Annotated in this window: 1 protein-coding gene (running past one end of the window); it reads right to left on the bottom strand. The window is 49.7% G+C overall.

Annotated elements, in window-relative coordinates; translation table 11 throughout:
• A protein-coding gene (locus tag KD145_RS00805; RefSeq protein WP_212004035.1) for a non-ribosomal peptide synthase/polyketide synthase crosses the window boundary here: on the bottom strand, nucleotides 1-16,240 show its start. Its footprint begins 28,256 nt before the window's first position; 16,240 of the gene's 44,496 nt are visible here — the first part of the coding sequence; the start codon lies at nucleotides 16,238-16,240; its stop codon lies off the left edge, out of view.

The following is a 16,240-nucleotide window of genomic DNA, read 5'->3' as shown; positions in this document are numbered from 1 at the left end:
ATATTCCCATGATCCGGTCTGTGGTATCAATACGAACATAGTCTGTATTTTTCACCAGACGGGCCACATTGTTGTGGGTGACCATTACTCCTTTGGGCATACCGGTAGTACCACTGGTATACATCACATAGATCAGATCGGCAGATGTATTAATAGATGACAGATTATCCGTAGAAAGGCCATTCAGCATTTGCAGCCATTCATGGTTATCTATTGCCGCGATGGATGCCGTGGTAAGCCGGGCTAGTTTCTCCTGATATGCATCGTTAGTCAGCACTACCTGGGTTGCTGTATCCGATAAAATATAACTTATTCTATCATCCGGATAAGCGGTATCTATCGGTACATAGGCCGCGCCGGCTTTCAGTACCGCCAGTATTGCTATCACCATCTGTTCTGAGCGGTCCAGATACAGACCTACCAGATCGTCGGGTTTCAGCTCATAATGGGTACGCATATACGCAGCCAGCTGGTTGGCTTTTGCATTCAGTGTGGCATAAGACAGGCGTACATCTCCATATACCAGCGCTATAGCATCAGGAGTGGCCGCCACCTGTTCTTCAAATAGCTGGTGGATGGTTTTGTCAGCAGGATAATCACGAACGGTGTTGTTCCAGTCGGAGATCATTTGCTGGTATTGCGCTCCGCGCAGATGTACCAGCGATGATGCTGCGATATCCGGATGTGTGATTAGTTGCTCCAGGAGCAGTTCCACACCGGAGAGCAATTGTGCAATGATAGCATCATCAAACAGTTCAGCTGCATATTTGAGTTGCAGACTAATAACCTGACCACGTTCTGCTGCCACTACTGCCAGCGGATAATCCAGTTTCTCCATACTGCTCCTGAACTGTATAGACAACAGGCCCTCTTCTCCATCTGTTCCGGCAGGCAAAGGATAGTTCTCAAACACAAACAGGCTGCTGAACAGGCGTTCTGCGCCGGGTTGCAGCCGGCCCAGGTTCACATCGCTGCGACTGTTCACCTCTCCGATATGGGCCTGTAAATGTTTAATGGCTGATAATACACTGCCAGGGCCATGTTCCATGATTACCGGAAGTGTGTTGATATATAAACCTACGGATTGTTCTATATCGTTAATGGGCAGGTTACGGCCGGAAACGGTCATGCCTACTACGGTAGTATTACTATTACCGTAAAGGCTCAACTGCCGGTGCCAGCAATATTGCAGCACGGCATTGAGGGTTACACCATTGGCAGCACACAGGCGTTTCAGCGCGTCATAGCGGGTACCGCTGATGACCAGTTCCTTTTCCGCCGGCTGCAGAATATGACGATAAGCCGACAGCCGGATATGGCGCTGGGCCGCAGGCAGCAGGCTGCTCAGGTCTTCCTGCTCTTCCAGTTGACCAACCGCAGCAGTCCAGTAGGCTTCATTATCCTGACGGTGTTGCTGCAGGTAACGCTGCGCCTCTGCATAACTCTGGTCTTCCCGCGCCACTACTGGTATGCCCTGCAACAGTTTCAGATACACTTCATGTACATAATTGAGCAGCAATGGCATGCTCCAGCCATCCAGTATAGCGTGGTGATTGCTGAAAAGGCTGCTCCACTCCTGCTCTCCGCGTTTCACCAGATAGACACGGAACAGGTTGCCGGCAGACAGGTCAAAGGGCAAGGCACGATCCTTTGCCATCAGTTCTTTCAGGTAAGCCTCCTGTGAAGTTTTGTCCTGATCACTGATATCCAGATAGCGCCAGTCAGTATGTCCATGACGGTCTATGATCTGCACCAGCTCATGTTCCCAGGCAAAGCGCAGGCGCAACACGCTATAGCGTTGCTGCGCATATTGCCAGGCCTGTTGCAGCAGGGCGGGGTTGATAACGTTATAATAGTCCCATGACAGCTGCACACGATAGGCATCATCTACCTCTCCCTGATGTAATGCATGATAGATAAAGCCTTCCTGCAGGCTGCCCGCCAGGTAAACACCGGACACTTCCTGTTGCAGCTGTAACGCTGATAACCAGGCGTTGGAGACGATATTATCTGTATCACTAGCCGTCAGCCAGGTACGCGATGCATGGCCCAGCCATTCAATCATCTCTTCTAATACCTGCTGATATTGTGCTGCCAGGGTAGTCAGCAGATCTGCAGTGATGCTGCCGGAGATATTGAACTGAAGACGGCCGCCCATCACCAGCCCATTGATGTTGATCAGATGATGGTCGCCGTTGGAGGCGTCTATCTGAAGGCCGCTACCCTCTCCTGTCAGCTGCCATCCATTACTGGTGATACTTTCCTGGCCGTCGAACTGGCCGAGGTAGTTAAAGCTGATACGGGGCAAACCTTCAGGGCGGTAGCCTGTGAGTATCCCATAGCCGATACCGTTAGCCGGCACCGCACGTAAGCTCTCTTTGGCTGCTACCAGTTGTGCACCATAGTCATTGCCTTCGCTGATGATCTCTACAGGGTACATGGTAGTAAACCAGCCACTGGTATGCGTAATATCAATCGATGCTGAAAGCGCCTCACGGCCGTGGCTTTCCAGCAATACGTAATGACTTGTTTCTCCTGTAATACGAGACAGGGCAATACCCAAAGCGCCTAATAAAACATCGTTGATCTGTGTATTATAAACATGATGACTTTCACGCAGCAAGCGCTCAGTACATGCTGTATCCAACAACAGGGATGCATAGCTAACAACCGGTGTAGACAGGCTTTCCAGCAGGGCATTACCTGCTTTTATTCCCGGTAACAGATCTGACCAGTATTCCTTTTCTGCTACAGATAACTCATAGCCGGAAACCAGCGTGGTCCACTGACGGTAGCTGCTGCCTTTGGGTCCTAATAATTCTGTCAGTGAACGTGTATCCGTTGTGGTTACAGTGGACAGATGATTGTAAATACGCTCCATATCCGCCACCAGCATACGCCAGCTCACCGTGTCTATCAGCAGGTGATGTATAGCCAGGAAGAGGCGCGCACGCCCATCTGCGTAGCCTTCCAGGTAACCGGCCTGTAATAACCGGTCTCCATAGATATCAAAATCTGACTGCCAGGAGGTGAGCAAAGTATGTAGTTCCTCAGGTGTATCCAGGGTGCGGATATCCAGACGGTGGATGTCTATGCTGGTAGCTTCTTCACTGTAGTATTGCGTACCGTCAGGACGATAGCGTAAACGCAGTCCGTCATGATAATTGAGCAATACTGTCAGTGTACGTTCCAGCACTGTTAGATCCAGTACTGGCACACTGATCAGGAAAGACTGGTTCCAGTGATGGTACTTCGGTAGCAGACCATTGGAGACATTGGTAAAGAACCAGCGCTGTATTGGTAGCAACGGTACTTCCCCGGACAGGATGCCCTGTTCTGTTTCCAGTTGTATCGCAGATATAGCACCCGCAGCAATTACATTCGTATACAGGGAGGCAATGGTGCGATAACGGAAGATATCTTTTACGGTGATGTGAATACCCGCCTGCTGCCGCAGACGGCTTACCAGCTGGATACTCACGATGGAATCTCCGCCCAGCCGGAAGAAGTCATCATCCACGCCTATCTTATCAGCGGATATTCCCAGTACCTGCCCATAGATGGCGCACATCGTGGCTTCTGTATCATTCTGCGGGGCGCGGTAATGATCACTGTCGGTAAATACAGGCTCCGGCAAGGCACGGCGGTCCAGCTTACCGTTGATGGTCAACGGTAATTGCTGCAGATGTACCAGGGCCGCTGGCAGCATATATTCCGGCAGATAAGAGCCCAGGTAGTCCAGGATGGATGCATGATTCAAAACCTCATCAGCCACATAGTAGCCGGCGAGGTATTTGTTGCCATTGGCCAGTTCCTTCACCAGCACCACGGCTTGTTTTACACCAGCATAGCTGGCTATGCGGTGTTCTATCTCACCCAGCTCTATACGATAACCTCTGATCTTCACCTGGAAGTCGGCACGACCGATGTATTCCAGATCCCCATTGGGCAACTGCCTTACCAGGTCACCGGTTTTGTACAGCCGTGCGTCACCACCGGCAAACGGATCTGCAACAAAGCGTGTAGCCGTCAGCGATGGCTGGTTCAGATAACCACGCGCCACACCAGCGCCGCCGATATACAGTTCTCCGATAGCCCCTACCGGTACAGGTCTGCCTGTCTGGTCCAGCACATACACTGTGGTATTGACCAGCGGACGGCCGATATTGGCAGTGCTGTCTCCCGGATGGTAAGGATGCATCGTAGCACATACCGTGGCTTCTGTAGGACCGTATTCATTGAGTAGAGTACCATTGAAAGGTATATCACTCAGGTCCGGCAGCTGTTCACCACCAGTAAATATCAACGATAAGCCGGTAGGCGCAGACAGGAACTCACGCAACAGCACCGGCGGAATAAATGTAACGGTTATACGTTCTTTATCGATATAGCTGCGCAATGCATCCGGGGCCGTTCTGATATTGTCCGGGTACAGGTATAAGGTATTACCGTTTGCCAATGCAGGGAATGCCTCATACACAAAGGCATCAAATACATAGTTGGAATAACAGCCTACCCGTTCATGCTGATCCAGTGTATGCGCCGGTACCAGAGCAGTAATCAGGTTGATCACGCTGCGATGCTGTATCATTACACCTTTGGCTGCACCGGTGGTACCACTGGTGTAGATCACGTAGGCCAGATTTGTTGAAGCCGCCAGCGGAGCAAGGTTGTCAGTTTTATAATTTTTCAGTTTTTCTTCCCATAAAACAGCAGTATCTACTACTTCAATACTGGCTGCAGTCTGTAATCTTTCTTTATAAACTTCGTTCGTCAGCACTACTTTGGTACGGGTATCCGTCAGGATGTAGTGGATACGCTCGTCCGGATAATCCGGTGATACCGGCACATAGGCTGCCCCGGCCTTTAGCACGGCAAGGATGGCCGTCAGCATATCCGCTGTACGATCAAGGACGAGTGCGATCAGGTCATCTGGCTGAATGTCGTAACGTTCACGCAGATACGCCGCCAGCCGGTTGGCTTTTTCATTTAGTTCGGCATAGGTAAGCCGTGTTTCTTCATATACGACGGCAGGAGCATGAGGCGTACTGCGTACCTGCTCCTCAAACAATTGATGGATGGTCTTATCAGCAGCAAATGGCTGTTCGACTCCCCTGCTGTGGCGCAGCATGGTGGCAAGCCCCGATTCATCCAGGTAATGCAGCTTTTTCAGCTGACTACCTTTTCCTGACAACAGCTGCGACAGAATAGTTGTATAAGTAGTAATAAAGCCTGTTATAGTTGCTCCTTCAAACAACGCCGTTGCATAGTTAAAGACGCCGTAAATCTCTTCTCCACTATCATTGAGTAATACAGTCAGGTCATATTTGGCGATGTTGTACTGGCCTGGTTGCTCATACGGCTGGAACAGCTGTTCAGCTCCTTCCTGACTACCAAACGCCTGCATGCTGAAAGTCGTCTGGAATACCGGATGCCGTGATAGGTCCGGTTCCACATTCAGTTCATCCACCAGCTTCTCGAAGGGAAGATCCTGGTGCAGCTGGGCATCCATCACAGCGGCGCCCACCTGGCGAATAAAGTCTGTTATCCCTTGTTCCGGATCTATTTCTTCGCGCAGCGCCAGGGTATTCACAAAGAAACCGATCAGGTCTGCTATCTCTCCATAATGTCGATTGGCAACAGGGCTACCAACCACAATATCCTGCTGGTTGCTGTATGCACTCAGCAACAGGTAATAACCACTCAGCAACACGCTGTACAGGCTCACCTCCAGCTCGCGGGAAACAGCCCGTAAACCTTCACTGGCGGCCTTGTCTATCACAAAGGATACATCAGCGCCCTCATAGCTGATCTGCGCCGGTCGTGGTTTATCTGCTGGCAGATGCAGGGTTTCATAACCGGACAACTTATCTTTCCAGTATGTCAGTTGTTTGTCCAGCACAGCCCCTTTCAGGTAATGGCGCTGCCACAACGCAAAATCCTTATACTGTATAGGCAATGGTGCAGGCAGATATTTTTCCGCCTCTGCAATATCGCCGGCTGCAAGGTATTCGTAGTAGTGATAGTAATTCAATAAGTCGCGCAGCAGAATCTCTGTAGACCATCCGTCAAATGCAATATGGTGCAGTACAATGCTCAGGTAGTGCTGTGTATGATTGAGTGTATAGAGCGTTATACTGACCGGAAGTTCTTCCTCTAACTTAAAGATACGATTGGACTGTGCCGCTAATTCCGCATCCAGTGCAGCTTCAGAAGACAGCTCTCTTCTGTTTATTTCAAGTGGATATATTGTATCGTCCTGTATCTCCTGGTAACTCTGTCCCGCTTCCGTAGTCCTGATCCTGCTCCTCAGCACTTCATGGCGGTGCACTACTGCATACAATGCCTGCAACAGATTTTCTATATTCACCTGTTGCTGCAACTTCAGCACCAGTGGCACATTGTAGGCATTGCTGCCTCCTTCATAGTTCTCTATAAACCATAAGCGTTCCTGTGCAAAAGATAACAACTGTTCTTCCGGAGCAGTAACGACGGGTACTGTAATCTTCACGCTGTCGGAGACTCCGCTGACAGCGGCCAGTTTTCGGATAGTCCTGCCCGTGAATACAGCTGCCACACCTATGTTGGTTCCCAACACCGTGTTCAGGCGGTTAATCAGGCGAATGGCAAGAATACTGTTTCCTCCGAGTCGGAAAAAGTCATCGTCTATACTTATTTTATCTTCAGCTATACCCAGCAACTGGCCATAGATGGCGCATATGGCTGCTTCTGTCTCATTCTCCGGAGCATGATAATGATCGCTGTCGGTAAATACAGGCTCCGGCAAAGCGCGGCGGTCCAGCTTTCCGTTGATGGTCAATGGTAACTGCTGCAGATGTACCAATGCCGCTGGTAGCATGTATTCAGGCAGATAAGATCCCAGGTATTCCAGGATGGATTCATGATTCAAAGGCTCATCAGCCACATAATAACCAGCGAGATATTTGTTGCCAGCCTGTTCTTTCACCAGTACCACGGCCTGTTTGATGCCCGGACAGGTAGCCAGGCGATGTTCTATCTCGCCCAGCTCTATACGATATCCTCTGATCTTCACCTGGAAATCGGCACGGCCAATGTATTCCAGTTCACCATCCGGCAACTGCCTTACCAGGTCTCCGGTTTTGTACAGCCGCGCATCACCGCCGGCGAATGGATCGTTGATAAAACGTGTAGCCGTCAGCGATGGCAGGTTTAGATAACCACGGCATACACCGGCACCGCCTACATATAGCTCTCCTACTGCTCCCGGAGGCAAGGGCTCCAGGTATTCATTCAGCACATAGGCCTGCAGATCAGGAATCACACGGCCGATCAGGGAGCCTTTGTCCAGTTCAGCTGCACTCAGTGCTTTCCAGGTCACATGGACGGTTGTTTCTGTGATACCATACATGTTGATCAGCCTTGGGGCATCATCGGCATATAGATCATACCAGGGCTTCAGTTGCGCCAGGTTCAGCGCATCGCCGCCGAAGATTACATATCGCAGCTGTGTCAAACGACTAGCTTTCTGTTGTGCCGTTGCAATAAACTGATAGAAAGCTCCGGGTGTTTGGTTTAGCACGGTTACTCCTTCCCGCTCACACAGGTCGTAGAACAGGGAAGGATCTTTGGTTTGCTCTGTTGACGGGATCAACAGCTTGCCACCATAGCATAAAGCGCCCCAGATCTCCCATACGCTGAAGTCGAATACTACGGAATGGAACAAAGTCCAGACATCGCTGGCATCAAAATGATACCAGTCCGCCGTGGCATGGAACAGGCGGGATACATTGCGATGTTCTATCATCGCACCTTTGGGCTGACCAGTAGTACCACTGGTATAAATCACGTAAGCCAGCTGCTCTGGTGCGGTTACCACAGGAGGTAACGTAGGCTGTTCGGACACGAAGTGCCGGTGGTCAATAGCTTCAGCGGTTATGGCCGTCGACAGCGCAGAGAGCCGTGCCACCTGTTTTTCATTGGTTAACACCACTTTCGTTCCTGTATCCGACAGGATGTAAGCAATTCTTTCTTCAGGATAACCGGGGTCCATGGGCACATAGGCAGCTCCGGCCTTGAGTACCGCGAGAATGGCTATCAGCATGTGCTCAGAGCGGTCCAGGCAGATACCTACCAGGTCATCCGGCTTCAGCTCATAACGGTGACGTATATATGTCGCCAGCTCATCAGCACGCGCATTTAACGCTCCATAAGAAAGTTCTACATCTTCAAAAACAACAGCAGTACGCTCAGGATGAGCAGCTGCCTGCTCTTCAAACAGCCGGTGAACGGGCTTATCAACCGGGAACGTTTGCAAGGTATTGGACAATATCACCGTACGTTCCGTTGCCGGCTGATAGTGCAGTGATTTTATCTGCAGCTCCTTTCCGGCAACCGCCAGTTGCTGTAAAATTTCTTTATAGGTAGCAATATATCCTTCGATCGTAGTAGCCTCAAAAAGGCTGACGGCATAGTTAAAGACACCAGCAATCTCTTCGCTGCTATCATCCAGGTAGGTGCTCAGATCGTATTTGGCAATGCGGTAATGCTCACTGTTATTATAAGGAATAAACAGGTCTCCGGCTGCATCCGCTCCTCCGAAATGATGCATACCAAAAACGGTCTGGAACACCGGATGACGCGATAAGTCCGGTTCTACCTGCAACTCATCCACCAGCTTTTCAAACGGCAGATCCTGATGTAACTGCGCCGTAACTACGGAAGCGCCCACCTGACGAATAAAATCTGTCAACCGTTGTTCCGGGTTTATTTCTTCTCTCAGGGCCAGTGTATTCACAAAGAACCCGATAACATCCGCAATTTCACTGTAATGGCGGTTGGCCACAGGGCTTCCCAATACAATATCGCGCTGGTTGCTGTAAGCACTCAGTAACAGATAATAACCACTCAGCAGCAGACTGTACATACTCACTTCCAGTTCACGGGAGATAGCCCGTAAACGCTCACTGGTAGCCTTATCTATCACAAAAGACATATCAGCGCCGGCATAATTAAAATGTGCCGGGCGTGACTTGTCTGTTGACAGGTGCAGCGTTTCATAACCTGATAACTTATCTCTCCAGTAAGACAGTTGCTGATTCAGCACGGCGCCTTTCAGATAGTGCCGTTGCCACAAGGCAAAATCCTTATACTGCAAGGGCAATGGAGCAGGTAGAGACGCTGCTGCCGTCTCCATCTTTCCGGCAGCCAGCTGCCCGTAATAATGATAATACTTCAATACCTCCCGCAGCAGTATTTCTGTGGACCAGCCGTCGAATGCGATATGATGCAATACCATGCTCAGATAACGTTCCCCGGTGGCCAATGTATAGATGGCGATTTTCACCGGATACTCCTGCTCCAGCGAAAACACATGGTTGGCCTGCTTAGCCAGCGCTATATCCAATGCTTTGTTATCTGGTAATATTTCTTCTGTAATCTGAACTGCATCCTCCAGCACCTGCTGATATTCGGTGCCCTCCTGATTAATCCGAATCACACTTCTCAGCACTTCATGACGGTACACAACAGCCTGCAAAGCCTGCAGCAGCCATTCCTTATCTGCTGAGGGCTGCAGCTGCAATACCAGCGGAATATTATAGGCATTGCTGCCACCTTCATAGTTTTCAATAAACCATAATCTTTCCTGAGCAAAAGACAACACCTGTTCTTCCGGAGCAGTGATGGCAGGGACGGTTATCTTCACCCTGTCGCCTATACGCTGTAAACGTGTAGCGATATTGCGGACCGTTCTTCCGGTAAACACAGCCGCCACGTTGACATGATATTCTAGCAAGGCATTCAGCCGGTTTACCAGGCGGATGATCATGATACTGTTGCCGCCCATCCGGAAAAAGTCGTCCTGTACACTGATCCCCGATGGATCCAGATTCAGTACCTCCCCAAATACGGTGCATAACGTTTCTTCTATCGGGTTAACAGGCCCTTCGTAAGGACGCTGGTTTATCAACTGCGTATCAGGAAGGGCGCGGCGGTCCAGCTTGCCGTTGCGTGTCAGCGGTAGTTTATCGAGCTGTATCAGCACCGAAGGGACCATATAAACAGGAAGATATTCCGACAGATAGTTTCGTAACACATCCTGGTCCGGTGTATCTGACGACACATAATACCCTGCGAGGTATTTATCACCACCGGCCTGCTCCCGGATTAATACAGCAGCCTGATTTATGCCGGGATAAGCCGTGATGCGTGCTTCTATTTCCGCAGGTTCTATACGATGCCCGCGTATCTTCACCTGGTCATCGGCACGGCCCTGGTAGACGATAGCACCATCCGCCTGCTGATATGCCATATCACCGGTACGATACAGACGCTCCCCTGCCACAAAAGGATGCTCAATAAAACGAGCGGCCGTCTGTTCCGGCTGATTCAGATAACCGCGCGACAGCCCGTCGCCTCCTACATAGAGTTCTCCGCTCACGCCGACAGGTAGCAGCTGTCGGCGGCTATCCAGTATATAGGCACTGCGGCTGCCCAGGGGGCGACCTATAGGAATCGGCTCCACTACGGTATCACCTATACGATGCGTCAATGAAAAAGTGGTATTTTCCGTAGGGCCATAACCGTTGATAATTTCCAGAGAAGGGAAAGCCTTCCGTAACCTGTCAATATGCACGGCAGATAATTTCTCCCCACCGGCCATTACCGTCCGCAAACCTTTAAATATCGAGATATCCGTATCAATCAACTGATTCAGCAAGCCTGCGGTAAACCACATTTTAGTTACCCCACTTTGGTGGATAGTGGCTTTCAGTATTTCGCTGTCCAGCAGATCGTTTTCTTCCAGCATCACCAGTTCCCCACCATTCAGCAGCATCCCCCAGTATTCTATGGTGGTGGCATCAAAAGACGGAGAGCCCGTAGCCAGCAATACATCCCTGTTGGTAAAACCGGTAAACTCACCTCCCCTGGCCAGGCTCACCACATTTTTGTGGGTGACCATCACTCCTTTCGGAACGCCGGTGGTGCCGGATGTATACATCACATAAGCGAGGCGCTCCGGATCAAAACGTATATCCGGCGGCGTTACAGGATATTTACGGAGTATATCCTCTTCCATCACGATCAGCTGTATATCTTCCGGGAGTTGCAGTCTGGCCGCACTGCTGTTGTTTGTTACAAGCAGACCAGCCTTCACCTCACGCAGCATATGTAGTATCCTTTCCTGCGGATGATCGGGATCTATAGGCACATAAGCAGCGCCGGCCTTCAGAATACCGAGCAGTGCGATGATCAGCCCTGCCGAACGTTCCAGACAAACAGGCACATAAGCCTCTTCTCCGGTTATCCCGTTACTAAGCAGGTAATGCGCCATCCGGTTGGATTGCTGGTCCAGCGCCGCATAGGTCCATCTTTCTTCACCGAAAGATAATGCAACCACTTCCGGGGTGACTTTTACCTGAGAGCTGAAAATATCCGTAATGGTAGCGGCTGTGGGATAGGACACAGCCGTATTATTAAAGGCATGCAACTGTGGCACTTCTTCCCCCAGGATATGATTCCTGTCAATATTTTCTTCATAATGATATAGATAACAATCCAGCACCTTATTCAGAAACCCGTGTAGCTTTTCCAGCGAATAACCGCTGCTCAGCTGTTTGCGTTTGGCATAAACCAGCAGCAGATTGTCGCCGGTAATGCTCACTGAAAAATCCAGGAAAGTATTGGTGGTTTCATTGGGCCTTACCTGCCGCACCGCTTCGTGTATGGACTCCTGATCACTCAGTAGTTCCTGCTTATCATGACTGAGAATATGAAAATTGATAAAGTTGAATAACACATCAAAGAAAGGATTCTCATGCTGCACGTCATCCGGAACCCAGTCAGTCAGCGCCTGCAGGGAAGTACGATCTCTTTCCTTGAATGCCACCAGTTTGTTTTCCACCTGCTCAAACCAGTCTTTCCAGGTCACACCCTGATGTGGCGTCTCCATACGGAAAGGCAGGGTATTGAGAAAACATCCCAGTAATTTATCGCTGTCTTCCAGCAAAGGACGGTTATTGGATACAAGCCCCAATGTCACTTCATCTTCATGTGTGAGCATACCTAACAGATACAGGTAAGCGCCCAACAGCAACCCTTTGAGTGAAATATTATCTTCTGCAGTACGTTTCTTCAATTCCTCAAAGTAAACACTGTCATAGGATATCGCCAGCCGCTGCGGCTCTTCCGCCGTACCGAAAAGCTCCAGTCTTTTATAGTCTGCCAGCTCCGTTTGCCAGAACTTCCGGGTTTCCTCATTTTCCTTTTCTGCCAGCTGTTCAACAATAAAATCCTTATAGGTGATTTTTAATGGTGTTGGCACAAACTGTTCAGTGGAATAGAGCAGCTGTTTATATACGGTATTCAGTTCTGCCATCAGAGAGGCCAGGCTCCAGCCATCCAGGATGGCATGATGGAACTGGATAACGAAGACCTGATAATCCCGCAGCCGGATCACCGTACCACGCCACAGTGGCGCCTTTTCCAGCGTAAAAGGCCGCTGCCTTTCCGCTGCAAGGTAGTCTTCGAGGAGTGTTTTTATTTCACTGTTCCGGATGGTGGAATGGTCCTGATAACTGATGGGCAACTGAATGTTTTTATAAACCAGCTGTACCCCTGCGGTATGTATGTTGAAATTATATGCAGTTCTTAAGGTTCCATGTTTCTCTACTATCAGGGACAGTGCCTTTTCAAACAGCGCGCTGTTCAGTTCATCATGCAATGGGAAGATGAACTGATCGTGATAAACACCGCCAGACGGGTCCACCAGGGAAGCGTATACCATTCCGTTTTGAATATCACTCAGCGGGAATATATCTTCTATAGCATCTGCATCGGGCAAAGAGGACAGCAGTTGCTGCTTCAATGATTCCAGGTCGGCCCTGATCTTTATTTCCGGCCCCTCATCCTGTACGGCTGCTGCTGATGTCTCCAGCATTTCTGCCAATGCTGACAAAACGTTGTACTGGTATAAATCGTATAGCCTTACAGGTTTGTCAAATGTTTTGCGTATCCGGCTGAGCACACTGATGGCTATAATGGAATCACCTCCCAGTTTGAAAAAGTCATCCTGTGCGCTTACCTGTTCCACTTTCAGTAATTCAGACCAGATGGCAGCGAGTTTTATTTCGGCATCCGTCTTGGGTGCGGTATATTTTTCAGCAATGGCGGATGTTTGACCGGGATCTGGCAGGGCACGTCTGTCTATTTTCCCGTTGTTTGTCAGTGGCAGATTGTCCAGCTGAATAAATGCAGCCGGAATCATATATTCCGGCAAACGGCTTTCGAGATAAGTGGTCAGCAGACTATCATCACATCCATCTTCCGGAACGATGTAGGCCAGCAGTTTTCCATTTTTCAATATGACTACCGCCTGTTTCACCCATCCGCTCTGTTGCAGTACGGTGGCTATTTCCCCTGGCTCTATACGATATCCGCGAACCTTCACCTGGTCATCAGCACGCCCGGTATACAGTATATTTCCATCCGGCAACATCTTGACAATATCTCCGGTTTTATACAGCCGGTCACCCGGGATATTACTGAACGGATGCGGGATAAATCTTTCCGCTGTCAGTTCAGGACGGTTCAGATAGCCGCGTGACAGGCCGGCACCTCCTACATATAGTTCTCCCGGTATACCTATGGGTACAGGGTTCAGCCGGGCATCCAGGACATAGGCAGTACGGTTGCCTAATGGGCGGCCAATAGGGATGCTGTTGTCAAATGCAGTTTCCCGTATACGGTAAGTCAGTGAAAAAGTAGTATTCTCCGTAGGGCCATAACCGTTAATCAGCTCCAGTTCCGGATATGCAGTCCGCAGCTTGCTGATATGCAGTGGCGATAATTTTTCACCACCGGCAATAACCGTATGCAAACCTGCAAACACACTGATATCGGTATCTACCAGCTGATTCAACCAGCTGGAGGTAAACCACATTTTTGTGACGCCTTGTTGTATAATTTCTTCTTTTAGCAGAACACTGTCCAGCAAACGGTCTTCCGGGCATAATACCAACCGGCCACCATTGAGCAGCATACCCCAGTATTCTATGGTGCTGGCATCAAAAGCCACCGAGCCGGTGGACAGCAGCACATCGGCAGAAGATAATTCCACAAAATCACTTCCCTGTGCAAGGCTGGTGATATTTCCGTGGGTTACCAGTACTCCTTTGGGAAGTCCGGTGGAACCAGAGGTATACATCACATAAGCCAGGCTGGCGGCATTGGTATCCACAGGCAAGGGTTCCGGCGAAAGTACGTCCAGTATATGTTCCAGCTTATCTATGCGTAAGATGACAGCGTCTTCACGACCATTCAGCAGGCCGGCATATTCCGTGGTGGTAAGTGCTACCCAATAGTTTGTATCAGATAGCATAGCGGTGATACGGTCGCGGGGATAACGAGGGTCCAGGGGAACATAAGCCCCACCTGCCTTGAGGATGGCAAGTATCCCGACAATCATATCCACCGATCGTTCCATACAAAGCGGCACCAGGCTTTCTGCTGTCACACCTTGCCGTTTCAGATAACGCGCGAGCCGGGTAGAGCGTTCATCCAGCATGCTATAGGTAATGCTCTCCAATCCGCATACCACAGCAGTTGCATTGGCTGAACGCGCAACCTGTGCTGCAAACAAATTCACCAGGCTTTGGCCCGCAGGATAGGTAACCGCACGATCATTGAAGGTGTACAAAACCTTTTCCCGTTCTGCTTCTCCTATCATATCCAGTTCATCAATCCGCCGGGAAGGATCTGCCAGCACAGCTGACAGCAGCGCGCTGTAATGATCAAACATACTGCGGATGGTATCTTCCTTATACAGTGCAGTACTGTATTCTACCATAACGTTCAGTCCCTGTGCCGTCTCTCCGACAATCACGTTGAGATCAAACTGACTGGTAACATAAGCCCCTTTTTCTGCGGTCAGTGTTACATCACCCAGGCGGGGCAGCTGTACCTCCGGTGTATTCTGGAGAGAGAAGATCACATCAAACAAAGGATGGCGGCTTAGATCACGTTCATATTCCATTGCTTCCACCACCTTTCCGAAAGGTACCTCCTGATGCTGATAAGCGCCCAGGGTAGTTTCCTTCACCTGCGCCAACAATGCCGCAAAAGACGGGTTACCACTCAGATCACTTCTCAGCGCCAGGGTATTCACGAAAAAGCCTATCAGGCTTTCCAGCTCCCACCTTGTTCTTCCTGCAATCACACTGCCAACACAAATATCTTCCTGTCCGGAGTAACGATATAACCACACCTTGAATACGGTTAACATCAGCATATAAAGGGTGACATCCTCCTGTTGTGCATACTTTTTCAATGCAGTGGAAATATCCTGAGGGATGGGTAAGACATACAGTTGCCCCCGGGTACTTTTTACCGGCGGACGTCCGTAGTCTGCAGGCAGTTCCAGTGCTGTAATGCCGGACAAACGCAATTGCCACCAGGCCAGTTCTTTACTCAGTTCTCCGGAATGCACCTGTTGCCGCTGCCATACAGCATAGTCTGAATATTGTACAGGCAGCTCCGGCAAGACAGCCGGCTGCTGTGTAACATAGGCCACATACAAGGCAGACAATTCTTTTATCAACACGGACAAAGACCATCCGTCTGCTGCAATATGATGTATTTCGATAGCCAGTACATTTTCATCTTCGTGCATGCGTATCAGTTGAACCCGCAGCATATAATCGGCAGACAAATCAAACGGCGTGTTGCTGAATGTGGCCAGGTGTTCTGCCAGAGATGCTTCTGTACACTCATCCGTATATTGCAGTTGCCAGTTTTCTTTATCCAGCAGGTGCTGATATGGCAGCCCATCTTCCGGTGAGAGGCTGATAACCGTACGCAACGCTTCGTGACGGCCGACTATTTCCCGCAGTGCGTAGTTCAGGGCTGCTTTATCCAACCTGCCTTTCAAACGAAATACCCCTTTGATATGGTATTGCAGACTTCCGGTCAGCTGATCCACCACCCATAACCCTTCCTGTCCATAAGACAACGGTATCTTCTCTCCTGGTGTTCTGTCCCGCCTGACAATGGGAGCCTCTGTATCTTTTTTATTATTAATATCACTCTTCAGAAAATCAACGATCTCATCTTTATAGGCTCTGATTTCTGCCAATAACTCCGGATCTATCTCTACCCCTTTGGCTACTTTTACCTGAAGTTTCTCATTATCGAAAAAGAACTCCATGCCTCGCTTGCTGGCCTTCTCCAGCATCCTGATGATATTACTAAAATCTGCGCTCAT

Origin of the sequence: Chitinophaga sp. HK235, assembly GCF_018255755.1 — a bacterium.
Classification (GTDB): Bacteria; Bacteroidota; Bacteroidia; order Chitinophagales; family Chitinophagaceae; genus Chitinophaga.
This window is presented reverse-complemented; position numbering and strand designations above follow the sequence as displayed.